Genomic DNA, 24407 nt, shown 5'->3' on the forward strand with positions numbered 1-24407 from the left:
TTGAAATAAAAAGGCAGCTTGGACATTCATATTCACGGCAACGGGGAAGGCGCCCACTCGTCACCCAGCAACTCTGGAGAGTCGTACTGTTCAAGTAGCTGCCAATGGCGTTCGATGTCCTCTCGATAGAGACCGGAAGCAATCGCGCCAGCCAGCCAACTGGCTCCCTCGCTGATGCCGGGAATATCACCGCTGACTTTACCTAAGCTAATTGAGGCACCATAGTTAAAGCAGTGAATATTGCGCAGCCAGGGGGCTTCCCCAGGAACCCGCTCCTGGAAAGCAAAGTCGCGCCCTACGTAGGGAAAGTTACTCAGCTCTTCGTGTTGAAATTCGGCAGGAGGTTGATAGCGGTCACGCCAGAGCAGAATGCGATCAGCATAACCAGCAAGCTCGGTACGGGCTAGTGGGTCGATTTCAAACCCGGTGCCCAGAATCACAAAATCACAGCGCACCTGCTTGCCTTGCTGAGTTGTGATAACCACGTCTGAACCATCATCCTGGATAGATTCAATGCCACAGCCAAAGTGGAAGTAGGCATTCTCATGGCGACTAACGCGAAGGGTCGAACCACGGGGAGGCGGTGTCTGAGTGATAAAAGAGTAGTACATAATGCGCCAGCGCCACTCATCTGGCAGTTTTGCATAGCCGTGCGTAAAACCGTATGAGCCTATTCCCATCATCTTGTTGATGGTCGGCATCTGCTGGCGTCGAATCAGAAAACGAACTTCCTGGGCACCATGCTCCAACGCTTCGGCGCCATTATCGATCGCAGATGCCCCGACCCCGATCACCACCACGCGCTTGCCCTGCAGGGAGGCAAAATCGATATCGTCTGCGCTATGCGCCCACGCATGTGCAGGTAACCCGGTAACGAACTCAGGCACTTTGGCAGCCCCGGTTCCTTCGCGGCCAGTGGCCATAATCAGTTTGCGCGTCAGTACACGCTCAGCCGGCGCACCAGCCCCAGAAAGAGCGAGACTAAGCAGGTCGCCTTCGGGTTTAACGTGCTCAACCTTGACGTTATTCTCGACCGGCAAGCTGAGCACTTCACGGTACCAGCATAGATACGCCATCCAGGTAGGACGCGGAATTTTGTCTAGGCTCTCCCATACGTCAGCACCAAACTGCGCTTCATACCAAGCGCGAAAGGTGAGAGAGGCAAACCCGTAGCTGGGCCCTGGCAACGTTTTGGGAGAGCGCAGCGTCTCCATGCGCGCGTAGTTCAACCAGGGGCCTTCTAGACCGGCGGGGTTACGGTCAAAAATACGTAGGTTACTGATCCCCCCCGATAGCAGCGCGAACGCCGCCACTAAACCACACTGACCACCGCCTACAACCACTACGTCATAAACGTGCTGACCATCCTCACTCTTCAGCGACGGTACCCAATTAGCAGGTGGCAGGTTCAGGCACGCCAGGTCATGCTGCACGCGTGCGTTTAAGGCTTCGAGGCCGATACCGGCCAGAGGTGAAGTAAGGGTCATGGCATCATCTCGATTTGTGTCTGAATGGCCTGCTCGGCTTCATGGGGCCACCAGAACCAACGAACGGGAACGTCTGCGTCATGGTGGTTGACAGGTAGCGGGAGTGCTTTCGCCTGCTCTACCAGCCCAAGCGCCCTAGCAAAACAGTCAACCGCCTCTGTCGTCTCGGCTGGTGTGGTGAGAGCGTTCTGACACAACAGCGCATCTAATAGGTCCGGCGTGACTTGCGCTTCGGGCTGGGCGGGCAGTTTCAGGTGCTGAGCAACCCAAACACCGCTGGCTTCATCGACGGAATATAATTTCATTAATACCGGCGCATAACGGGCAATAAACTCGACTGCAGATATTACATAGTTAGCCGCCTCATTACTAAAAAAGAAGTTAAATCCAAGCCTTACCCAACCTGGGCGATATATGCTTCTGCCTTTTTGGACTAAAACTTCATGCTGTGCTGCCGTTTCGCTATCAATGGCGAGCAGTTCATGACCATAAGGCCCGGCACAGGAACAACCACCTCTTGCCTGAATACCGAAGAGGTCATTCAACATGGCAACCACCAGATTGTGATGAATAGCCTTACTACCGGCAGTAATGTTGAAAGAGAAAATCGCCAGTCTAGGCGCATCAAGGGCCCCTAGCAGGGTCACGTTAGCAACTTTCTGCCAACGAGCCACTGCCATCGCCACCAGCGCTTGCTCGCGTGACTCAATAACCTCGACCCCAACGCTCTGCTTGATACGAAACGCCAGCCCGGCTCGAATATCACCCAGGATATTGGGCGTTCCTGCTTCTTCCCGACGCTCAACATCGCGTACATAACGGTGATGGGCCGCGGTTACATAGGAGACCGTGCCTCCCCCAGCAATGGAGGGCTTCGCATTGCGGCACAGGGCTTTTCGAATCACCAATACGCCGGAGCTACCCGGCCCGCCAACAAACTTATGGGGCGACAGAAAAATGGCATCCAGATGATCATCGTGGCCGCTGCCTGCCATATTGATCGCCACATAGGGCCCGCTAGCCGCATAGTCGAAGATAGCCAAACCGCCATATTGATGCGCCAGCTTTGCTACTTGGTGCACCGGCGTCAAAATACCCGTTACGTTTGAAGCCGCAGAAAATGCCACCACTTTGACCTTGCGTTGCGCATAGGCCAACAACTTTTGCTCAAGTACCGTCAGATCAGGGAGGCCATGGCTATCAAGAGGAATGCGAACCACGTCCACATCACACTCTCGCCACATCAAATCATTGGAGTGATGCTCATAGGGGCCAATAAACACCACCGGCTTGACCGCTTGCGGAGCCAGAGCCACCTGCCCAGGCGTTAGCTCAAGAATCCGGCAACAGCGATCTATCGCCGCCGTCGCCCCGGCGCCAGCAAAAATAACGGCATATTCGTGATTGGCGCCGACCGATTCCGCGATTGCCTGCCGGGCGGCTTCCCGCAGCCGCGTGGTCATCTTGCCGGTGTAAGAGGTTTCAGTATGGGTGTTGGCGTAGAGAGGCAGCACTGCTTCCTGAACCGCGCGTTCTACTATCTCTAGCGCCCTTCCCGATGCCGTGTAATCGGCATAGAGCAAGGGACATTCGCCAAACGGGCCAGGGATCGAGCGCCCTTCACCAATCACCCCGTTCTGCAGCCGTTCCATCCATTCATGAGAGATCGCCGAGGGGGAGCTCGGTGGTTTTCTTGACTTGTTCCATTGAGAAGCACGATGTGACATTACTAAGCTCTATTCTCGCAATAAGCCTTTTATAAAAGGCGTCATAAGACTGGTTATTGCGCGTAATCACCTTGAGTAAGTAATCATATTCACCTGCCAAACGATTTACTTCTACGATTTCAGGAAAATCCTTAACGGTTTCTTGAAACGCATTAAGCCACGCTTGGTTATGTTTATCTGTTTTAACCATCACAAACACGGTGAGACTAAGATCCAGTTTTTCAGGGTTCAGTACGGCAATTCTTTTTTCAATGATGCCTTCTTTTTCCAGTCTTTGTATTCGCCGCCAGCATGGCGTAACAGAGAGTCCAACCCCCTCTGCAAGCTGTGCTATAGAAAGAGTATCATCGCGCTGAAGCTGTTCAAGAATTTTTAAATCAAAACGATCAATAAGCAATTTATTTCCCCTTGATGATTTTTTTGAGTATTTTTTTCTAAAAATAGCGTTTTATCAAGGGATCAGTGAAATAAATTTTCATGCCGCAGAACTCTTTTCTTCACCCCGCGTTAAAACCATTAAAACGCACTATAATAAAGCGCATAATCAATCGTACGCACCAAAACGGATGATTGAAGTAAAAAACGTATTAAAACATGTATAAGAATTAGCACTAGAACTTACGGTTTACTCATCCAATCCGCCGTCAGGTATATATTTAAACGGGTAGGCGGCAAACCACTGCCCAGCTGATGCTTGATAGCAAAAGTAGCGCAGTGGATTTCGACAGAAAAACTAAATTTTATTAGCCATGATTACCTTCAGGCAACTCACCCTGATCAACGCCCATATCAGTGCCCAAGATGGCGCTGTGATGGCTAACAAGCGGCCGAGAGCCGGAGAGCTTGCGCAGCGCCACGTAGAACACCGGGGTGAGAAATAGCCCAAACAGGGTAACCCCGATCATGCCCGCAAACACCGCTGTGCCCAGCGCCGCCCGCACTTCGGCACCCGCGCCGGTGGCGATCACCAGCGGTAGCACAGCGGCGGTGAAGGTAATTGAGGTCATGATGATCGGGCGCAGCCGCAGTCGGCAGGCTTCCAGAGCGGCCTCTACAATACTTTTGCCCTGCAGTTCCAGCTCGCGGGCAAACTCCACGATAAGGATGGCGTTCTTGCACGCCAAGCCAATCAGCACCACCAGCCCCACCTGCACAAAGATATTGTTGTCGCCACCGCCAAACCAGACGCCAATCAGCGCCGAGAGCATGCACATGGGCACAATCAGGATCACCGCCAAAGGCAGCGTCCAGCTTTCGTAGAGGGCCGCCAGCACCAGAAACACCAGCAGAATCGACAGCGGGAAGACCACCAGCGCAGCATTACCCTGGGTGGACTGCTGGTAGCTCAAGTCAGTCCACTCGAACGCCATGCCCGGCGGCAGAACGTCCAACGCCAATGCGTTGATGGCATCCATGGCCTGGGCAGAAGAAAGCACACGAGGATCCGCCTCCCCGGCCAAGTCCGCCGCCGGGTAGCCGTTGTAGCGCAATACCGGGTCGGGGCCGAAGGTTTGGGTGATATTCACCATGGTGCCGATTGGCACCATTTCTCCTTGGTCATTACGGGTGCGTAGCCGAGCGATATCTTCCACGCTGGCCCGGTAAGGGGCGTCCGCCTGGGCGATCACCTGCCAGGTGCGGCCGAAGCGGTTGAAGTCATTGACGTAGGTTGAGCCAAGATAGGTCTGTAGGGTGTCGAACAGCTCGGTTAGCGGCACTCCCTGGGCTTTGGCCCTCAACCGATCCACCTCTGCATCCAGCTGCGGCACGTTGGACTGATAGCTGCTGATCGGGAAGCCCATCCCTGGCGTCTGGGCAATGGCACCCTGGAGCTGATTGACTGCCTGCTGCAACGCCCCGTAGCCAAGATTGCCGCGATCCTCGATAAACAGCTGATAGCCTGAGCCATTACCGAGGCCCAGAATCGGCGGCGGCATAAAGGCAAACGCAAAGCCCTCCTTCAGCCCGCCGATGCCCTGGTTGATCCTGGCGTTTATCTCCGCGGCGGTCAGGCTGCGTTCGCCAAAGGGGCTGAGGGTGAGAAACACCACTCCCGTATTGGAAGTATTGGTGAACTGCAAGGCGTTGAGTCCGGGAAAGGCAATCGCGTGCTCGACGCCTTCGGTCTCCATGGCGATATCCACTACGTCCTGGAGCATCTGGTCGGTTCGCTCCAGGGAGGCACCTTCCGGCAGGATAACGCCCGCAATCAGGTACAGCTTGTCCTGCACCGGGATAAAACCGGGCGGCACCACCTTGAACATCACACCCGTTCCCGCTAACAACAACGCATAAACCACAAATACCGTGCCCCGGCGTTTTAGGGAGCGCGCAACGCCGCCCTGGTACTTGTTGGCACTGGCGTTAAAGAAGCGGTTGAAGGGCCGAAACAACCAGCCGAATAGCCCGTCAATAATGCGGGTAAGTCGATCCTTGGGCGCGTCATGGGGTTTGAGCAACATCGCCGCCAGCGCGGGCGATAGGGTCAGGGAATTAATCGTGGAGATCACCGTAGAGATGGCAATCGTCACCGCAAACTGACGGTAAAACTGCCCGGTCACCCCGGACAAGAACGCCATGGGGATAAACACCGCACACAGCACTAGGCCGATAGCGATGATCGGGCCAGAAACTTCTTTCATGGCCTGGTGCGCCGCTGCCTGAGGATTGAGCCCTTCGCTGATATTACGCTCGACGTTCTCTACCACCACGATGGCGTCGTCCACCACAATGCCGATGGCCAGCACCAGCCCAAACAGGGTCAGCGTGTTGATGGAGTAGCCGAGCAAATAGAGCGCCCCAAAGGTACCGATCACCGACACCGGCACCGCCAGCAGCGGAATAATCGAGGCGCGCCAGGTTTGCAGGAACAGGGTGACCACCAACACCACCAGCAGCACGGCTTCCAGCAGGGTTTTTACCACCGCCTTGATCGAATCGCTGACAAAAATGGTGGTGTCGTAGACCGCCTCATACTCGACGCCTTCCGGGAACTGTTCAGACAATTCATCCATGGTGGCCACTACCTGCTCACGGATCGCCAGCGCATTGGCGCCCGGCGCCTGGAAGATACCGATGGCCACCGCATTATTGCCGTCCAGCTGTGAGCGCAGGGTATAGTCTCCGGCGCCCATCTCCAGCCGGGCCACGTCGGATAGCCTGAGGATGTCACCACTGTCACCGCGCTTGAGCACGATATCGCCAAATTCCTCGGTCGTCTCCAACCGCCCGCGGGCGTTGATCAGGGTCAGGAAATCACTCGATTCAATAGGCTCGGCGCCCAACTGCCCGGCAGAGACCTGAACATTCTGCTCGCGCATGGCCGCCACCACGTCGCTGGCGGTCAAATCACGCGCAGCGACGCGATCCGGATCCAGCCAGGCGCGCATGGCATAGTCGCCGCCGCCGAAAATCTGGGCGTCGCCTACCCCTTCGAGCCGGGCCAGGCGATCCCTAACATGCAGCCGCACGTAGTTACGCAAATAAAGAGTGTCGTATTCGCCCCCAGGCGAGGTTAGATGAACCACCATCAGAAACGTAGGCGACTGTTTCTGGGTGGTGACGCCCTGGCGGCGCACGGCTTCCGGCAACCGCGCCTCGGCCTGGCTAACACGGTTCTGCACCCGCACGGCGGCCTCTTCGGCATCGGTTCCCGGGCGGAAGGTGACGGTCATCTGCAGTACGCCATCAGAGCCAGCGACGGACTTGAAGTACATCAAGTCCTCGACGCCATTGATAGCTTCCTCCAGCGGCGTCGCCACGGTTTCGGCAATCTCCTTCGGGTTGGCACCCGGGTAGACCGTGCGCACCACCACCGAGGGGGGCACCACGTCTGGGTACTCGCTGATTGGCAGGTTGGGAATGGAGATCAGCCCAATCGCCAGGATAATAATCGACAGCACCGCCGCAAAGATCGGTCGGTCGACAAAGAAACGGGAGAAATTCATGGTGCTCTACTCCTCCCTGGCCGCAAGGGTGGGCTGGGCATCTTCAACCGACGCAGTAGCTACGCTTTGCGGGCTCACCTGCATACCGGGGAAGAACACTTTTTGCACCCCGTTGACGATCACCCGGTCACCGGGGCTAAGCCCTTCGGTAATCACCATCTGTTCGCCCATCTGACGGCCGGTGGCCACTTGGCGACGCTCTGCACGGTTGTCATCATCAATAACATAGACGTAACGACGATCCTGATCGGTCAGGATCGCCTTGCGATCCACCAGCAGCGCCTGCTCCAAACGGGCTATCGGTACCTCAACTCGGGCAAACTCCCCCGGCCGTATACGACCATCAGCATTGGCCAGCAGCGCCCGGAACTGCAGAGTGCCCGTACCGGGGTTCAAACGGTTGTCAATAAAGTCCAGCGTGCCCGTGTATTGGCGCTGTTGATCGCCGCCCAGCTCAATCTTCAGGCTGCTCTCGCCGTCCACCATCAGTGCGTGGCTGGCAAAGGCGGCCTGCTCGTCCGCTTCGAAGTAGACGTGGATAGGGTCGATAGTGACAAGAGTGGTCAGCAGGCTTTGGTCAGCGTTAGCCAGATTGCCTCGGGTCACCATGGCCCGACCGGCGCGGCCACTGACGGGCGCAGTGATACGGGTATAGGCAAGGTCAAGCTCTGCAGTCTCCAGCGCTGCTTCGGCGGCATTTACCATCGCGCGGGCACTGCTTAGGGCCGCTTGACGCTGGTCGTGTACTTCCTGGGAAATGGCCTGGCGCCCCAGCAATACCCGAGCCCGCTCGGCTTCACTAGCCGCCTGGACACTCTGACTTCTGGCTTGGGCAAGCTCAGCCTGGGCCGCGCCGACACGCGCCTGATAGGGGCGAGGGTCGATCTGGAACAAGAGATCCCCCTCCTCCACCAGCTCGCCCTCCTCGAACGCCACTTCCTCGATATAGCCGCTAACTCTAGGTCTTAACTCAACCGTTTCTGCAGCCTCTACCCGCCCGGTGAAAGACTCACTCAACACTATCGGTTGCGCAGCGATATTCACCACTTCTACTTCTGGCGGCGGTGGCGGAGCAGCCGCTGCCTCCTCGCTCTTGGCTTCACATCCCATCAGCAAGGCCATTATCAGCAGCAACGGGATGATCCCCCGACAACTCGTTGAGCGAGCACTTTGATTCAAACTTCCCATGATGACTTGCTCCAATGGCTATCGGAGATCGATAGCCGCGTTGGTGATCTATTGCGTACCGCGTTAGCGGTCAGCTTCTAGTCGTTTGAGTAGCGCCAGAATCGACAGTGATTTTTGTTGTAGTAGGGAGGGCTGGCGGACTGGCAGGATCGAGCTAAATGCGAAACACCTACCAGAGGTTGCCTACCATAGGGTGTGCGGAAGCGTAGAGGGTATCGGATTCCTGCGGGAAGATTGCCTGATTCTGTCGTGAGCAGCGAAAGGCTTCACAAAGCGGGAAGCTGAAATATCGCGCTGTTTTGGTGTTGAGGCATAATGACCGTTAGGTGACAAAAGGCTCAGGTTGCTGGTTTCTGCGCGGTGCTTGCCTGATTCTGCAAACACAACTGAAAGAGCCTTCGGTTTACGCAGCGAAGGCATATACTGCGAGCTGTTAGGGAGGAGAACCATTGACCGATATCTTGCCCATGCAAGCTAGCCATTCGTCAGACACGCTGCGACAGTTGAGCAGAGTCGCCCGGCGCTGGACGCCCCTGGAAGAGCTTCAGGATACGGCGATTGCCGAAGTGCAACTGATTCGTGCAGATTCCGCCACCAGCTACTGCTCTGCAGTATATGAACCGTGCATCTGCTTTGTCATTCAAGGCAGCAAGACAGTGCAACTGGGTGACAAGGAGATCGTCTACAGCGGGCCAAGTTACATGGCAAGCGCCATTCACCTACCAGTGCTGGGTAGGATTGACCACGCGACCCCTGAGCAGCCCTACCTAGCGGTCAAAGTCTCGGTGGATCCCCAAGAGGTGGCGGGGTTAATACTGGAGCTGGGCGATAAAGCGCCGCCAGCGGGTCATGAGGCCATCTGCTCCGAGATGGATTGCGGACTTAGCTCAGCGCCCATGGATGCACGTATGCAGGAAGCGCTTTACCGATTGCTGAGCCTGCTGGATTCTCCGGAAGATATAAAGGTGCTTTCACCGCTGGCCCGGCGAGAGCTGATCTACCGTGCGCTGATGGGAGGGTTGGGGCCACGGATGCGCCGATTCGCTGCCACGGATTCCCAGGCTAACCGAATTGCACGGGTCATCTATACCCTCAAGGAGAACTTTACTCAGCCTCTGCGCATCCGCGAGCTAGCGGCCGCCGCCAATATGAGCGAATCGACGCTGTACCACAGCTTCCGCGAGGTCACTCGGATGTCGCCGCTCCAGTTCCAGAAAAAACTACGCCTGCATGAGGCCCGGCGGCTAATGCTGGCCGAGGGGCTGGAAGCGGCCACCGCCAGCTACCGAGTCGGTTACGAAAGCCCTTCGCATTTCAGCCGCGAATATAGTCGCATGTTTGGCGCCCCACCTCGTGCTGATGTTAGCCAATTGCGGGGCTCCAGAAGAGCAGCGCTGCCTGCGTAGTCAGCAGTATTATTGACATCTTTAAGTAGGCATAAGCACATTCACTGTGCAGGTAAGCTCTAGCCACATTAGGCTTCACTCTTCTCAGACTTTTCATAAAAACACATCTGGTTAGAACCGGCTTTTTTAGCTTTATACATGGCCTGGTCTGCCACTTTTAGCAACACATCAGGTGTGGCTGCGTTTTCAGGGTAAAATGCCGCCCCAATGCTGGCAGAAATCTGGATACGCTTTTGCCCAATGAAAAAAGGCATCGCCAGGGCATCAATAATGGTTTGAGCAACAAGCTCAACATCCTGGCGCTGCTTAATGTCAGTAATCATCACGGTAAACTCATCCCCACCTAGCCGGGCAACCGTATCGGTTGCCCGCACACAATCAGCAAGCCGATTCGACACATCTGAGAGGATACGGTCACCCGCTTCATGGCCAAGGGAATCGTTCACGTCTTTAAAGCCGTCAAGATCCATGAACAGAAGTGCCAGCGGTCGACTACGTCGCTTTGCATGTTTGATTTCCTGCCCCAAGCGATCCAGAAACAAGCGCCGATTCGGTAGTCCGGTCAGATAGTCATAGTGAGCGTTATTCCATATTTTCTCTTCGGCTAGCGCTTGCTCAGTGATATCGCGTGAAATACAGACTGTCGCTTCATAGTTATGCTGCTCGTCAAGCACAGGCGCGAGCAAATACTCGAACCGTTCACCCTGACCGGAAGCAAAGGTGTGGGAAAACTTGCCGCGATAGGTTGATTGTCCAGCAATGACCTCATCCAAGTTAAGCTGAAAATCTGAAGCGAACGAAAAACCAAGGTCAAACGTAGACTTGCCAATGATAGACTCAGACGTCATTGCGAACAGCTCAGCAGTGGCCTCATTGACATATATAAACCGGCCCTTGAGATCAAGCACATAAATAGGGTCAGGTGAAGCACTTAGAACAGCGCCAAACAGGCGGGTCTCCATCTCTTTTTCAGCCACATACTGCTCTAGCGACTCGGCAACCGCCTGATCTATCGCTTCGTGGAAGCGGGTGAGATCATCAAGCTGTTCGCCAGCAAGCACTGAAAATGTTTTACGCCAATGCGACACCACGCTGGCACGCAGAGCCCTAAATTCGGAAACCGTTTCAATAACGCTAAAACCACTGTGCTGTCGGTCTTCTCCGTGTATTTCAGCCCAGGATTCTTCTTCCCCCTCAGGAGCGGGCCCTTTTGACTTGGCATCATGGTTAGCCTCACTTTGCTGTGAGTCAAGATCGGCGGCAATCTCCAACAGCATCTGCTTGGCGTGATCTCGCAGCCCTGCTTTGTCCATATATTTGGCATGAAAGAGGGTCTTGGCAAACGATTCCCAGTCCCGAAGGATTGGCTCAATGTCAGCCCGAATGAACGCCGCTAATCGCATATCAAACTCTTCTTATTAAGCTAAAACCAATAATGGCTGAAATAATCAAATGAGCACCAACCCAACGTGCTGGCACTCTAACACGAGTTCTGGATGGCGAAATATAGCTTCCGTCGCATTGTTGATATCAACCGATCAGCACGCAACTCCCTTTAAACATATAAATAATTAAACTTTATTAAAAAAATACTAACCAATAAAATAAAAGACAAAAAAATACAAACTTTAAAGCGCTATAAAATATATAAAGTTTTAAAAAAATCCAAAAAAATCAGCATACACACAAATTGTTAGCTAAGGCTATATTTGTTCCCTACCATAAACTTTATTTTTAATCTCGCTACTTGTTAAATCATTAAAGCATGGTAGGATTCAGCTTTATTGAATACCCGACCAATAAACTCAGGCATGTTATCTAGCAGCATGCTTTCGGTTTTGTGTGCAGGGTACTTTTCAACCAGAGAATTCACACTTTATGACCCCCATCGCCTTAATATTCCTGGCTGTTTCCATGTCAGCGGATGCCTTTGCCGCTTCTATCAGTAAAGGCGCAGAGCTAACCAAACCCCGGTTCCGCCACGCTATTGGCATTGGCTTGGTATTCGGCGTTATCGAGGCAATTACCCCCGTTCTTGGCTGGGTAGCGGGAAAGGCATCGCAGCAGTATGTGCAAGCCTGGGATCACTGGGTGGCCTTTACCCTGCTTTCTGTCATTGGCCTGCATATGATTTACGCCGGGCTTAAAAAAGAAGACAACATAGAGCATCGACAACAAACACTCTGGTTACTGGTACTCACGGCAACGGCCACCAGCCTGGATGCCATGGCCGTTGGTGCTAGCCTTGCCTTTATCGATGCCAGTATTATCGCCACCAGTCTAGCCATCGGCCTCGCCACGACGGTAATGGCCTCTATCGGCACCCTGCTGGGCCATAGACTCGGTAAGTTTGTCGGCCATTGGGCGGAGCTTATTGGTGGTGTTGTGTTAATCGGGATCGGCTTAGCGGTTTTGGCGGAGCATACGGGGTTTTTCAATGCTTAACCGTCATTTATAGCCATAATCTCTTTAGAGCCTGGGAGTCCTTCCCCTTAAGCGATTGAGCTGTTATTTATATTTACTAAATGCTAAATTGTTCTAGTTCTCTATAAATTTTTTAGCTGCTATCAACAGCAATCTCCTGTGTTAGACAGGCTCATGCCCCGTTCCCCCCCTGTTTAATTATTAGTTTAATGCGGTTTAGATAGAGCAGCGCCTAGCTCTCACTTACCCACGGGCATCGCAATCACTCTCTTCTCCAACGGCTTTCACATGTCGTAGAGTGACGGCTGATATCAACGCGAGCGCCAAGATAGTGATGCCACTTACTGTGGCTGCCATATTCATACCTTGCGTAAATGCAGCCTGTGCTTGCTCAAGCATCCCGTAGGGAAGCCGCTCAGAAACTGACGTTGTTGCCCACAAACTTTCTCCGAGGGCACGTGAGATATCGTCTGGCACCCCAACAGGAATCACACTGGCAATCTGCACGCGATACAACAGGGTTGCCATGCTGCCGATAAGTGCTACGCCTAGTGCCACTCCCAACTCTTGAACCATCTCGGACATCGACGATGCAGACCCTGCTTTTTCCGTAGGAGCAGCCCCTACCACCAAGTCTGTGCCAAGCGCGGCGATGGTGCCCAGCCCGAGGTAAACCAGTGAAAACCCCACGACGACCTGGAGTACTTGAACGGCGTGCGGGTCTACTTGAGCCAGTAAACCGCAACCGATGCTTGAAATAATAAGCGCCGCAGCAATAACAAACGCTGGCCGAATTCGACGTGCAAAGAGAGGAGCAAGTATCCCGGCAAACACCATCATTAGTGCCGGAGGCCCCATCAACAGCCCGGCAAACAACGGCGTGTAACCTGCGACTAGCTGAAGATATTGGGTAACTAAGAGCATCATTCCCGCCACGCCCATCAGCCCTATCAGGAGTATAAAGAGGGCAGCAGTAAAGGTTTTACTGGCAAACAGTTGGAGATCAAGCAGAGGATCGGGAAGCTGCTTTTGGCGACGTACAAAGAGCAGTGTTCCTACGACTCCTAGCGCAAGAGTGACCAACACCACTGGCGTTACACCGGCTTTGGAAAATTCTTTAATGCCATAGATACTTGGCAAAATTGCTATTAGCAGCAATAGGACACTCAAAAGATCTAGACGACCAGCCTGTGGGTTACGGTACTCAGGCAGCAGTAAGGGGGCAGTTAACAAAAGTATAATGACGATGGGTACGGCAATTAGGAAAGCAGCTCCCCACCAAAAGGGAGCTAACAGCAACCCACCGACCATCGGGCCCAACGCCATACCCAGTGCGAACATGGTTGCCCATATACCGATCGCCAGTGCGCGCTGGCGCAGATCAAAAAACATATTGCTAATCAGGGCCAGCGTAGAAGGCATCAGGGTTGCTCCAGCAATACCCAGTGCTGCCCGCGCCACAATGAGCCACTCGGCATTGGGTGCATAAGCTGCAAACACTGACGCGACCGCAAACGCAAAGGCGCCAATCATCAGTAGCCGACGTCGGCCAACCCTATCCCCGAGTGTGCCCATAGTGATCAGGAAACCAGAAATCATGAAGCCATAGACGTCCATAATCCACAGTACCTGAGTACTGCTCGGCTGTAGCTCTATCGCCAGGGCAGGAAGCGCAAGGTAGAGAATAGTGACGTCGAAACCAAGCAACATAGTGGGCAGTGCCAGTACCGCAAGCCCCGCCCACTCTTTAATGCCTGCTTTGTTATAGGGCCGCCCGCCTGTATCCGTATAAAAAGGGGTGTGAACATCACATTTGAATGACATGCTGCCTCCGACTTCATCATAGAAGTAGGCATTCTCAGACACTCTATATAGGGTTACAATATAGCTAATTATCCTATTACCAAAGGTAATAGTATGGCGAATCAAAGGCTTGAGCGAACACAGAGTGATCTTACCGAGTTCATGCTGCGGCATCGTCGCAAACTAACACCCGCTGACGTCGGGCTTCCCACCAGTGGGCGAAGGCGTACACCAGGGTTAAGACGAGAAGAGGTTGCGGCGCTTGCCGGGGTAGGACTGACTTGGTACACGTGGTTTGAGCAGGGCCGTGACATTAAGGTCTCCGAACGCTTTCTGCTCAATATCTCTCGTGCCCTAAAACTGGATGACGCCGAGTGCTGTCATCTTTTCCTGTTGGCACACCGCCGAGCGCCACCAGCAGAAGCGCATCAAGAGCAGAGCACATCTCCCCGGATACAGTCGCTGATGGATGACCTCTCTCGCCCTAGCTACGTCATGAACCTGCGCTGGGATGTTATTGGCTGGAATACGCAGGCTGATGAACTACTCCAGTTCAGCAGCCGAGAAGCGCCTGAACGTAATCTATTAAGGATGGTGTTTACCGCTCCTGACCTGCGACAGCGACTCCCTGACTGGCAACAGGATGCCTCGCATATGTTGGCGCAGTTTCGTTGTGACTTAGCGGTCGCCCCTGAAGACCCGATCATGCAAACGCTGATCGACGAGCTTAGTCAATTATCACCTGATTTCCGTCGCTGGTGGGAAGCTTCAAATATGGAGGGATACAATAGAGGAATTAGCAACCTCTTTGATACAGATGGCGCGCATCATACCTACACCCATGAGACGCTAATCGTCGATGAGCACCGCCATCTAAAAATGATTGTCTACTTCGACAGCTAAAGCAATCCCATGCCCCCTTTCCAAAGCACTACTTCACTGCCGTTCTATATCGAACAGGAAACTTTCCAAAATGGCACGACTTTGAGCCAGTTTCGCTGCTTTCTGGTCGGCAAACTTAATTTGATCACACAACACATTGCGTAGTTCGTCACAGGGTTCGAAGACGGGGCCCTCCCCCCTCACACATGGTAGGAATTGCTTGATAGTTGCCAGAGTCATGCCTGCTGAACCGAGCAGCTTGATCCGTTCGACAGTTCGAACCTCGCTCTGCGCGTAATGACGATACCCATTGGTGGTGCGCTTTGGCTTAAGCAAACCTTCCGTTTCATAGTAGCGCAGCATGCGGATGCTCACTCCGGTGCGTTTAGCCAGTTCACCTATTTTCATTCGCTCTATTGACCCTTACAGTACTGTAAGGGTTTAGGGTAGTGACTCCTTACTGCAAGTTCAACCAGGAGTCACTGTTATGTCCAATAACGCCTGCAATTTTCAGGCCCATATTAATGGGCTGCCAGCCACTCTTTCAGAGCTGATCCCCCTGGCTTTTGCAGGGTTTGCCCATTTCACGGCCATGCAGGTACGAGATAGTAAGGTCAAAGGACTAGATCTTCATCTTGCCCGCCTGCAGAAAGCGTCAAAAGAGTTTTTTGGAAGGATGCTCCCTGAGGAACAACTCGTTTCCTACATCAAAACAGCCATAACTGAAGGTCCGAAAGACCATTCATTGATGGTCACCCTCTTCTCTCGCCATGGTGAATTCATTGCAGCCAGCATGGATGCAGAACCAGACGTGCTCATTCGTAGCAGCGCACCGGTTAATGGCCCCAAAGGGCCGTTGAGGCTGAGTAGGGTAGACCACGAGCGGCCTCTGGCTTTTATCAAGCACGTTGGTGAGGCGGGTAAAACCTACTATCTTCATCAAGCTCTACGCCAGGGCTTCGATGACGCTGCGTTTGTCGATCGCCACGGGCGATTAAGCGAGGCAACCATCTGGAACCTTGCCTTCTGGGAAGGTGAGACGGTTATCTGGCCAAAGGCATTGATGTTGCAGGGCACTATGATGGGTATCGTTCAACGCCAACTGAACCGCCTCGGTATTGCCCAGCGCCATGAGGAGATCACCATTGAGCGTCTTTCGGAACTGTCCGGCGCCGCGGTGATGAATTCATGGACACCCGGCATCGCAGTCACTGCCATTGCTACCACTGCTTTTGCAGAAGCAACACCATTGATCAGCTTGCTTCATAAAGCCTACCAGGCTGAACCCATCAGTGTATTGTAGGTGCCTACGCTGACTGTTTTTTAGATTATCTGAATGAAAGCTTGGAGCCGCTACAATGCCCTAAGAGAGGGCATTGATTATGCCGATTCCGGCGGCTCATCGCTTGCAAGTCTTCCATATAGTGCAGAATCTGAGACAACACCATCGATTTCCCAACGCTGCCTCAGCAAGCCCTCTTGTGAAAAGCCAAGCTTTTTCAGTGCTTTCGCAGAAGGGTGGTTATCTGGGTCAATCTCAGCCTCTATACGGCGAAGCCCTAACTTATTAAAGCCATATTGAATCAGTGCTTCTCCAGCCTCATTGATATAGCCCTTCCCCCAAAACGAGCGGCCTAAGCCAAAACCAATCTCAGCGCGCCTGGAGTTCTTGCTATAGCTGAACAGCATGAACTTCCCAGCCAACTCACCTGTCGATTTCAGGCATACCCCCAGCACCAGTGATTCCTGACGTCGCATGGAGTCATTGTTGCTATTAACGAAATCCAGGGCATCTTGCATTCCCGTCCAAGGTGCGGTGTTCCAGTACTTCATCACCTCCGGATTGGAGAATATTTCTAACAGGCTTTCCGAATCACTACGCAGCAACGGACGTAATTTTAATCGTTCGGTTTCAATAATCGGATAAAACAACTGTTCAGACATTGGCAGGCACCTTTAAAACATCAACGCTAGATGTTAAGCACTCGGTTGATAGTTAGCCGGAAAAAAATGTCGTTCAACTAATTCAATGAGGATATGTAGCACTTTGATATGCAGCTCTTGAACACGATCAGCAAAGCTGCCCGCTGGCGTACAGATATAAACGTCACTCAAAGCTTCAAGCGCTGAACTTTGCCTACCCGACAAGATTATGACGCTTAAACCCTGTGACTTAGCTGCACGAGCGGCAGCTAGAATATTTTTACTTGTGCCACTGGTGCTAAGCGCCAATAAGCAGTCACCCGCACGACCATGCGCCTCAATGTATCGCGAAAATACATACTCATAGCCTAGGTCGTTACCAACGCAGCTTATATGCCCAGGATCACTAATTGCCACAGCGTCTAGTGCGGCACGGTCGTGACGATAACGTCCCGTAAGCTCTTCGGCGAAATGCATCGCATCGCACATCGAGCCTCCATTGCCGCATGAGTACACACGGCCTTTGCGTTCAAAGCATTCAATCAATAAGCCCGCGGCACGTTCAATGCTGGTAAGCGCCTGTTGATTTGCGAGAAGCTTCTCAAGTGCTGTATGTGCTTCACCAAGGCTAGCCTTTATATGCTGAATTAGCATCGTTTAATAACGCTCATAGTGATGAATTTAATAGTATATTTTAAATTATATTCGCATTAAGCCACTTGATAAAAATCTGCTTTTTTGCACTATATTGCCCACTTTGTGTGGGGATGTAGTAGCACAGTTGCGATTCGATGCTCTGTTTCGAAATCGGCTGCAATGTGTTTGCTTTTACAAATTCAGAAACCAGGGTTTCCGAGCAAAACACTAACCCCTTCCCTGCCATAGCTTCATACACACCATACAGCTCTTGATCGAAATATCTTATCCCAACGTTTGGAATAGCCCCCTCATTTTCCGTTAACCAGTCAGTCCAAGGAGAATCTGGCAGCTTACTATTTTTCCATTTAGTCAAGTAAATAAACGATGTCTTATTTGCACTCATGGTACGAAGATAAGAGGGAGCACCATACACGTTAAACCGCTCTACTTTTAACACGCTCGACTTACCAACCATGTTTACATCGCCAAGACGAATGGGCAGGGCATTCATCTTGGCAGATACCGCTTCACCCGTTGACACCTCAACATCAATATTTTGATAGACCTGATTAAAATCGCGTAACAAGGGGATCAACACCAGTGCGGCAAAAGATGACGTTGTCTCAACATTAATGCGCGACGCATCTAGCTTTATATCATCTAACGCTGTTTGGATTCTCTGAAGTCCATCTGTCGTTGCCTCAGAAAGCTGCCGCCCCCCGACAGTTAAGGTCACTTTACGGTTTTTCCGAGTAAATAGCGGCACCCCTAGCCTCTGCTCAAGATTGCTGATGTGGTGGGATACTCCCGCTGGCGTTATCGACAACTCCTCAGCGGCCTCTTTAAAACTCTCCAGACGAGCAGCTACTTCAAACACTCTAATCGCCTGTAATGAAGCTTTCACCACCAGTAACCCCCAATATAGGTTTCAGCTAGAAATCTTGATAGATAAGTTTTACTCACCTATTGATCCAGTTTATTCATTTGTCGCAGCATTGGCAAAAAGGCAGCATAGCCACTCCACATAGCTACCCGCTGAGAGTATTATGCGCACATTACTTCATATAGACGCTAGCGTACGTATGGCGAAAAACCCAAACCCTGACCACAACTCAATATCAAAGCGAATTGCTATGCAGTTTGTCAGCACATGGCAGTCACTTCGAAATATAGATAAGTATATCTATCGTGATATTGGATTAACCCCACCCGCTTTTATTGACCAAGAGTGGATCGGCGCTGTTTTCACCCCTGATGAGCGTAAAAGCCCTGAGCAATGTGAAAAACTGGCCTTATCCGATCAGCTATTTAGCGAGCTGGCTCAAGCGGATGTTATTTTGATCTCTTCACCGATGTACAACTACGGCATGCCAGCCCCTCTTAAAGCGTGGTTCGATCAGGTCATGCGTATCAACAAAACATTTAGTTTTGACTTGGCGCGCGGAGACCATCCTATAGAGCCGCTTTTATCAGGAAAAACGCTGGTCTTAGTAACCTCATGCGGCGAATTTGGGTTTGGGCCAGGAGAGGAACGAGAGCATATGAATCATCTCGGGCCGCACATTAAGACACTGGGCAGATACTTGGGTGTCGAGTCATTTCACGAAATTTCTGCGGAATATCAAGAATTTGGAGATGAAAGACATCAGCAATCAGTTGCAAGTGCGCTTAAAAATGCCGGATTGCTAGCAGCTGATTTAGCTATCAACGGATAAATACTTGTGCAGTAGCTGGGCAGCACGACAAAAGCCAGCGTATCATCGCTCTCCTGCTTGGCCGGGCGAAGAAGCGTTGCTTTAAGCTGAGATGTCGTAGCCCGTTGTGTCATAATTTTTAACCTGACAATTAACAGCCCTCCTATTAAAAGGGGCAGCCCACTCCTCCCTAGCGGGCTGCCTGTCGTCATGATGGATGATAGTTTATGGCCTCTCAATCTGATGATAGCCAGATTGAGGCACTATCTTCAGGTACGATTTATTGACACCCCACCATCTACCAACAGCGTAGACCCGGTTGTAAAGCTGGAGGCATCAGAAGCCAGGTAGAGAGCAGATTGAGCAATTTCTTCAGGTTTTGCCGTTCGTTTCATTGCATGCAGGTTGGCTACGAATGCTAATGCTTCGGGAGTGTTGGCAAACTCCCTGGCTGCAGCGGTATCCGTTCCCCCCGGCAATAATGCATTTACCCGAATGTTATGAGGGCCATATTCACAGGCGAGCACTTGCGTCAGCCCGATTAACCCTGCTTTGCTGGCTGCATAAGCCGCCATACCTGGCATTCCTGCACTATAGCCGACAAATGTCGAAGTAAAAATTAATGAGCCACCGCCAGCCGACTGCATGGCAGGCAGCTGATACTTAGCTGCCAGAAAAGCGCTCGTTAAATTGGTTGTGATTACCTGATCCCAATCGGCCAATGACATTTCGGGCACTGGCCCCATCGCGCCTAAAATGCCTGCGTTGTTAAACGCCACGTCCAACTGACCAAACCGCGCTAGTGTCTCGCCAACGAGCTTCTTGGCGAAATGCTCATCACCTACATCGCCTGCAACCGCTAACGCTTGGCCACCCTCTTCTTGTATAGCGTCGACCAATGCTCCCAGCTCTGACTCTCTTCTGGCCGCTACCACTACAGTAGCCCCTTCCTTAGCGAAAAGCCGGGCGGTCGCTCTGCCAATACCTGCGCTGGCTCCAGTAACAATGGCGACCTTATTTTCGAGTGCACCCATCTTTGTGACCTCCATCACTGTTAGAGATAGGGAGAACTCCCCATCAACAGCGAAGATCATAAGAAGTCATTTACCCAACGCCGACCCGAAACTTGCTAGATTTCGTTGAGACGCTAGTGCTCAGCACATTGGTCGTTGTTGGTGAGCTCTGGGCCATTGAGTTTGTGGTCATCGGCAATAGCCACCGTAAAAGCTATTCATGTTGCTAAGCACGAGAAGCGGGAGTTTGTTTGAAGTAGCGGTTAAGGCGAGTCGTAACAGTGCAAACTGGAAGAAATCCGAGCGCGGAAAAGATTACTGCAGCTGTAGCCATCCCGGCGAGCTTCTGGATGCTGAAATGTCATACTCGTCATGGCGTCGGTTCCATACATAAGGCTTCGTCTGAGGCCAGCCTTCTGGAGAGTCTTCCCACGTTTCCAGGCGACCATAAGGTGTTAAATCCAAGTACGTCCAGAAGCTACCTAAATATTCGACTCCACGCGCCCCGGTAAAATAAGTGCGATATATATCGTACCCATCGCGGAGAAACACGGAGGCACCATGCCTTTCCCCTCCGCTGTCGTCACCCCAAAATCATAGTTAAAGTCGCTCTCAAAAGAGGAGTACCAGTGAATCGCCCAACCCATACGCGTTTTGTACTGATTGATTTTCTCAAGAGGAGCGCGTGACACCATTACCCGTGAGGTATCGCGAGCCTGTAGATGGGCTGAGTGAGTCATTGCATCGGCCACCCACGAACACCCGTCACAACCCGCTTTCCAATCAAACGCATACATAAGGTGATAAACAATAAGTTGACGACGCCCAGCGAATAATTCAAGGAAGGATATGGGGCCTTCGTCGCTATTGATTCGTAGTTTTTATCTACTGTCACCATGGGTAGCTTTCTACGCTCAGCGCTTTCTCTTTTATAAGAAGCTGCTCCAGCGCTAATATACACTCTTCTGAAGATACGATACTTGGTAGCGGCTGTCTCCGCCAGCAGCGTAGGCAAAAGGAAATTGCTTACCCAATTTCCTCTCATCTATGTTTTACGATGAATTGCATACTCACCTCAACTATTTTTATAGTCATTGAGTACACCAACGCCCGTCAGGACGTCCGGTGCAGTACCTTGGTGGGTAATTTGTAGCAATGATTCAATCTTTATGGACTGCCCAAGAAACTCCAATATTTGACACCCAGATGCTGCCCGGTGAAGAGCAAAACCAGACAGCTGGTTGATTGCCAGAGCCAGCGCCTGGTAAGAATCTACTCCACATGCATTTTGAATATACACTTGGCTCTCGTTAATTAGTAAGCGAACAGGGCATCGCCAGTCTGTACCGCCGACTGTCTCAACATCCTGAATAGGCTGGCCAATTTCGAGGCGTATTTGTTGCCGTGAGCCATCAAAGACGGCATCAAATACACGCGAAGCAATTGTTTCGGTGTATGACGTTGAAATAGGATCCATACGCTTCCTTTACTCAGTACTGAAACCATGCGCTTAGTTAGACAATAATGTTAAGTACCCACTTTGATAACCAAGCATAAATCAATTCAGCTTGAAAAAAACACACTGTAAAAACTGCCTAAGTCCAAAAACGGCCAACCTTCTACCTAGAATCGAACAAAAAGGCCAAGCTCATCGAGAAAATAGCGCTCGGTGCTGGCGGTGACGTCGAGTACACACGTTTTTTCATTCGATTTTAGCTAGTTAAATGGTTATCGACTTGCTGGCGCAATCCATTGGCCGTCTTTATATATTGAGGGAATTCCATGGTCTTGCCATGGGCTGTTGCTGACTCAATTACTGCCACCATCTCCTCCGCCTCCCGAGCAATCGATGCTAGACGTGTCACCTCCAAAACTCGCTGACGCCGCGATTACGCTTGAACAGTTGAAATCTGTGCTACCAGAAAAGTAGGCACCGCCGACCTCTTCACGCAGCTCTTCATAGCTGAAATTTTCATGTATTTCGCTCTGATAAGCGATAAACTCTGGATGATTGGTATACATCGCCAGCGCGTAATGTTGATGCTGGCTATTTAGCCCCGCGCGCTCAATACTCCGCCTTACCTGCAGCTGCGTGTAATATTCCTGGCGGCCATAATCGTTGACCAAGACACTAGGCAGCTGCTCTATATAACCTTTGATGGCACGTTTTTTCTTGAGGTTATCGAATAGCCCCATACTTAACTCCATTTTTTAATAAACACCAGGAAATCTCTGGTTAGCTATTACGCTTAGCCATACAGCGTTGAAAATCGGCTCGCGCACGAATCTAATCAAAGTACTCATTTACAACCCGTAAATACGCACGCAAAGCCGATTCTTTTCGCCGATTTTGCCTTGGCTTGCCTGCGCACACCGACTTTTCAGAAAAAGCCTAGGCATATTAGTCTGTCTCTACAGACAACTGTTTTTAAACTTTCCCTGTGCGCTCGTTAAGATCCTCTGCTTGCTCATGGTCCGGTCAAACCATAAGAGACTATAAAGAGTGCGAAGAGAGGAATCGCCACGACCGTCGCGGCCGCATCAAACGTAATGGCAACAGGCGTTGCGATAACACGCCCGGCTGTATCGATGGGGCCCCTGGGCATGCTCATACTGACTTGGTACTCGTTTTCTAGCTTTTCAAGCGGCAAACTTCCTTCAATGGTATATCGCTCACCCCTAATCTCGCGTATCAACAGGAAGTTATTCGTAACAGGATTTTTCGTAAAGCCCAATGCGGTTAATTGACTGACAAGCTCGGCTGAAGGGTTCTGTTCATGCAATGTGAGCTTAATGCTGCCGGTCACCACATTGGAGCTAGATAGCGAGAAGCCGCTAAATTCGGGAAGAAACTCAACTTCTCGGCTAAGCATCAGCGCCTGACCAAGTTGCTGCTGAGAGGGAAATAAAAAAGCTTCACGCCGCGTGGTGACCACTAAATCGTTCGTTTCTTTATTAACGTAGAAGCCATTAACGGCCATCACTCTCTCAGGCTTGGGCTCCCACAGCTTTGTGGTGCAGCCTGCTAAAAAAATACATAGAACAATCAATATTCGATACATGCTTCTCTCCCGGTTATGGCTCATGGTTAATCAAGTAAACTTTACCTTACCATAGCTTTAAAAAACCAGGATTTTGATAAGTATAATTTCATATAAACCTGAAGTGAACGGTGTGCGACTTGTCGGCGCTACTACCAATCCTAAGGCGCACCGGCTCCTGGCTATGTCTCGACTGCCGACAACCGCACATACTCCGGAACCCTTTCTTTGAGCAAGGTGATCAGTTCAGGCTGCATCAACTCGTAGTGATCGGGAATATCCAGGCAGACTAGTCTCTTCCCCTTGAGTAACTCCCCGTACGTCTTGGCGACTTCATCCCGGTGGCTCTTTTCCATCACCAGGACGATATCAGCCCACTCAATTAAGCGCCAAGAAACGGGCGTTTTAGCACTCGAACTTGTTCCAGCTCCGATTGCTTGAATACTGGGGTAAGCTGAAAAGACACGTTCAGCCGTCGGGCTCCGTAGCCTATTTTCGCTGCAAATAAACAGAAGATTCATAGATTTTCCTTGGTTTTCAGTGCCTCAGCTTTTAAGCCAACTAAACCATATCCATTTATTTTTTATCAACCACTTCTGCTCGCCGCTTTATTTTAACTTAGGCATAAAGTTCGCAACAGGAGATAGCAACCTCTTTTGATAATCAATATCATGTATAGCCATATACCTCCCTCCCTGACGATAGGAATTTAAAAACACTCCATATTGATCAGGATAAAAAACGATCCCTACAAACATCGCAAGAGCCGAATAAATGCTGCGCTTACCGTTACCCCAGAGCCAATATTGCATCGCAATTTCTTGAGCCACATCTGTAGAAAAACCAGTCAAAACATGAAAAACGTCATGATCCTCACAACGTGGCTGTGGCTCAAATTTGTTTTTCAATAAAAAACTCCCCAAATGAAAACCTAAACTATTTTTGGGATATAAGACCAATTGCCTTGCATGAACATTCCACACTGGCTCACTCTTAAAAAAGATATAAAATTGACTAGATAACTTAAAACCAAATCCTACAAATTTCTCCCTGGCCTTATAGATAACCTCTTGCAACTCAAAGAAAAAAGATAAAAAAACACTTCTCATAAATACGACCTTAATTTTTCATTTTGACCAATAATTTAATAATAACAAGCAGCAACCACACTCCTAAAAAATAAAATATAGAAAATACTGCTCCGGTTATTGGTGCAAATGTTCTGCCTGTATC

22 protein-coding genes and 1 pseudogene are annotated in these 24407 nt (G+C 51.3%); 5 read left to right on the forward strand and 18 right to left on the reverse strand.

Going from position 1 to position 24407, the window contains the following annotated elements; all coding sequences use genetic code 11:
• Positions 1-32: 32 nt before the first annotated feature.
• From J7J49_RS00405 to J7J49_RS00425, 5 genes are all read right to left on the reverse strand, one after another.
• Positions 33-1487 (reverse strand): NAD(P)-binding domain-containing protein, encoded by a 1455-nt coding sequence (locus J7J49_RS00405; RefSeq protein WP_215089294.1) that lies wholly within the window; start codon positions 1485-1487, stop codon positions 33-35.
• Positions 1484-3139, reverse strand: coding sequence for an aminotransferase class V-fold PLP-dependent enzyme (locus tag J7J49_RS00410; protein WP_251048069.1), 1656 nt, complete (start codon positions 3137-3139; stop codon positions 1484-1486). The genes J7J49_RS00405 and J7J49_RS00410 overlap by 4 nt, the downstream gene beginning before the upstream one ends.
• 4 nt (positions 3140-3143) lie before the next feature.
• The gene (locus J7J49_RS00415; protein WP_215089296.1) at positions 3144-3611 is read right to left on the reverse strand and encodes an Lrp/AsnC family transcriptional regulator; all 468 of its coding nucleotides are present in this window, start codon (positions 3609-3611) and stop codon (positions 3144-3146) included.
• A gap of 346 nt (positions 3612-3957) precedes the next feature.
• Positions 3958-7161, reverse strand: coding sequence for an efflux RND transporter permease subunit (locus J7J49_RS00420; RefSeq protein ID WP_215089298.1), 3204 nt, complete (start codon positions 7159-7161; stop codon positions 3958-3960).
• A 6-nt stretch (positions 7162-7167) separates the two neighbouring features.
• Positions 7168-8349 (reverse strand): efflux RND transporter periplasmic adaptor subunit, encoded by a 1182-nt coding sequence (locus J7J49_RS00425; protein WP_215089300.1) that lies wholly within the window; start codon positions 8347-8349, stop codon positions 7168-7170.
• A 449-nt stretch (positions 8350-8798) separates the two neighbouring features.
• Between J7J49_RS00425 and J7J49_RS00430 the strand changes: the two genes are divergently transcribed.
• A complete protein-coding gene (locus tag J7J49_RS00430; protein ID WP_215089301.1) occupies positions 8799-9755 on the forward strand; it encodes an AraC family transcriptional regulator in 957 nt (318 codons plus the stop codon).
• A gap of 68 nt (positions 9756-9823) precedes the next feature.
• On the opposite strand, the gene J7J49_RS00435 is transcribed toward J7J49_RS00430, so the two are convergent.
• Entirely contained in the window at positions 9824-11158 is a 1335-nt protein-coding gene (locus tag J7J49_RS00435) for a sensor domain-containing diguanylate cyclase (RefSeq protein WP_215089303.1), read from the reverse strand.
• A 475-nt stretch (positions 11159-11633) separates the two neighbouring features.
• On the opposite strand from J7J49_RS00435, the gene J7J49_RS00440 reads away from it, so the two are divergent.
• Positions 11634-12200: a manganese efflux pump MntP gene (locus J7J49_RS00440; protein WP_215089305.1), complete on the forward strand. Its 567-nt coding sequence runs from the start codon at positions 11634-11636 to the stop codon at positions 12198-12200.
• Between the two features lie 222 nt (positions 12201-12422).
• On the opposite strand, the gene J7J49_RS00445 is transcribed toward J7J49_RS00440, so the two are convergent.
• Positions 12423-14003, reverse strand: coding sequence for an MFS transporter (locus tag J7J49_RS00445; protein ID WP_215089307.1), 1581 nt, complete (start codon positions 14001-14003; stop codon positions 12423-12425).
• 93 nt (positions 14004-14096) lie between these two features.
• Here J7J49_RS00445 and J7J49_RS00450 point away from each other — a divergent pair, with 93 nt between their 5' ends.
• Positions 14097-14885, forward strand: a complete 789-nt coding sequence (locus J7J49_RS00450) for a helix-turn-helix transcriptional regulator (protein ID WP_215089310.1) — start codon at positions 14097-14099, stop codon at positions 14883-14885.
• A gap of 33 nt (positions 14886-14918) precedes the next feature.
• On the opposite strand, the gene J7J49_RS00455 is transcribed toward J7J49_RS00450, so the two are convergent.
• Positions 14919-15272, reverse strand: coding sequence for a MerR family transcriptional regulator (locus tag J7J49_RS00455; RefSeq protein WP_064234576.1), 354 nt, complete (start codon positions 15270-15272; stop codon positions 14919-14921).
• Between the two features lie 79 nt (positions 15273-15351).
• On the opposite strand from J7J49_RS00455, the gene J7J49_RS00460 reads away from it, so the two are divergent.
• Positions 15352-16167: an aminotransferase class IV family protein gene (locus tag J7J49_RS00460; protein ID WP_215089312.1), complete on the forward strand. Its 816-nt coding sequence runs from the start codon at positions 15352-15354 to the stop codon at positions 16165-16167.
• A 77-nt stretch (positions 16168-16244) separates the two neighbouring features.
• Here the strand turns inward: J7J49_RS00460 and J7J49_RS00465 are convergent, their stop codons facing one another.
• The 3 genes from J7J49_RS00465 to J7J49_RS00475 are packed head-to-tail and all read right to left on the reverse strand — an operon-like array spanning position 16245 to position 18333.
• Complete coding sequence (locus J7J49_RS00465; protein ID WP_215089314.1) at positions 16245-16808, reverse strand: GNAT family N-acetyltransferase; 564 nt, start codon at positions 16806-16808, stop codon at positions 16245-16247.
• 33 nt (positions 16809-16841) lie between these two features.
• On the reverse strand, positions 16842-17441 hold the full coding sequence (locus J7J49_RS00470; RefSeq protein WP_215089317.1) for an SIS domain-containing protein: 600 nt from the start codon (positions 17439-17441) through the stop codon (positions 16842-16844).
• A gap of 40 nt (positions 17442-17481) precedes the next feature.
• The gene (locus tag J7J49_RS00475; RefSeq protein WP_353048313.1) at positions 17482-18333 is read right to left on the reverse strand and encodes a LysR family transcriptional regulator; all 852 of its coding nucleotides are present in this window, start codon (positions 18331-18333) and stop codon (positions 17482-17484) included.
• 139 nt (positions 18334-18472) lie between these two features.
• Between J7J49_RS00475 and J7J49_RS00480 the strand changes: the two genes are divergently transcribed.
• Positions 18473-19141 (forward strand): FMN-dependent NADH-azoreductase, encoded by a 669-nt coding sequence (locus J7J49_RS00480; protein ID WP_215089320.1) that lies wholly within the window; start codon positions 18473-18475, stop codon positions 19139-19141.
• A 248-nt stretch (positions 19142-19389) separates the two neighbouring features.
• On the opposite strand, the gene J7J49_RS00485 is transcribed toward J7J49_RS00480, so the two are convergent.
• The 7 genes and pseudogenes from J7J49_RS00485 to J7J49_RS00515 form a co-directional block, all read right to left on the reverse strand.
• Positions 19390-20154 (reverse strand): SDR family oxidoreductase, encoded by a 765-nt coding sequence (locus J7J49_RS00485; protein WP_215089322.1) that lies wholly within the window; start codon positions 20152-20154, stop codon positions 19390-19392.
• 294 nt (positions 20155-20448) lie between these two features.
• Positions 20449-21005, reverse strand: a pseudogene (locus J7J49_RS00490) (DUF899 family protein).
• Positions 21006-21208: 203 nt separating this feature from the next.
• The gene (locus tag J7J49_RS00495; RefSeq protein ID WP_064234570.1) at positions 21209-21610 is read right to left on the reverse strand and encodes a DUF6968 family protein; all 402 of its coding nucleotides are present in this window, start codon (positions 21608-21610) and stop codon (positions 21209-21211) included.
• Between the two features lie 332 nt (positions 21611-21942).
• The gene (locus J7J49_RS00500; RefSeq protein ID WP_215089324.1) at positions 21943-22329 is read right to left on the reverse strand and encodes a DUF6559 family protein; all 387 of its coding nucleotides are present in this window, start codon (positions 22327-22329) and stop codon (positions 21943-21945) included.
• Positions 22330-22601: 272 nt separating this feature from the next.
• Positions 22602-23195, reverse strand: a complete 594-nt coding sequence (locus J7J49_RS00505) for a hypothetical protein (protein WP_064234568.1) — start codon at positions 23193-23195, stop codon at positions 22602-22604.
• A gap of 161 nt (positions 23196-23356) precedes the next feature.
• Positions 23357-23695: a low molecular weight protein tyrosine phosphatase family protein gene (locus J7J49_RS00510; RefSeq protein ID WP_215089326.1), complete on the reverse strand. Its 339-nt coding sequence runs from the start codon at positions 23693-23695 to the stop codon at positions 23357-23359.
• A gap of 87 nt (positions 23696-23782) precedes the next feature.
• Complete coding sequence (locus J7J49_RS00515) at positions 23783-24283, reverse strand: hypothetical protein (RefSeq protein ID WP_215089327.1); 501 nt, start codon at positions 24281-24283, stop codon at positions 23783-23785.
• Positions 24284-24407: the final 124 nt, after the last annotated feature.

It is taken from the genome of Halomonas sp. ISL-56 (genome assembly GCF_018612805.1).
Classification (GTDB): Bacteria; Pseudomonadota; Gammaproteobacteria; order Pseudomonadales; family Halomonadaceae; genus Vreelandella.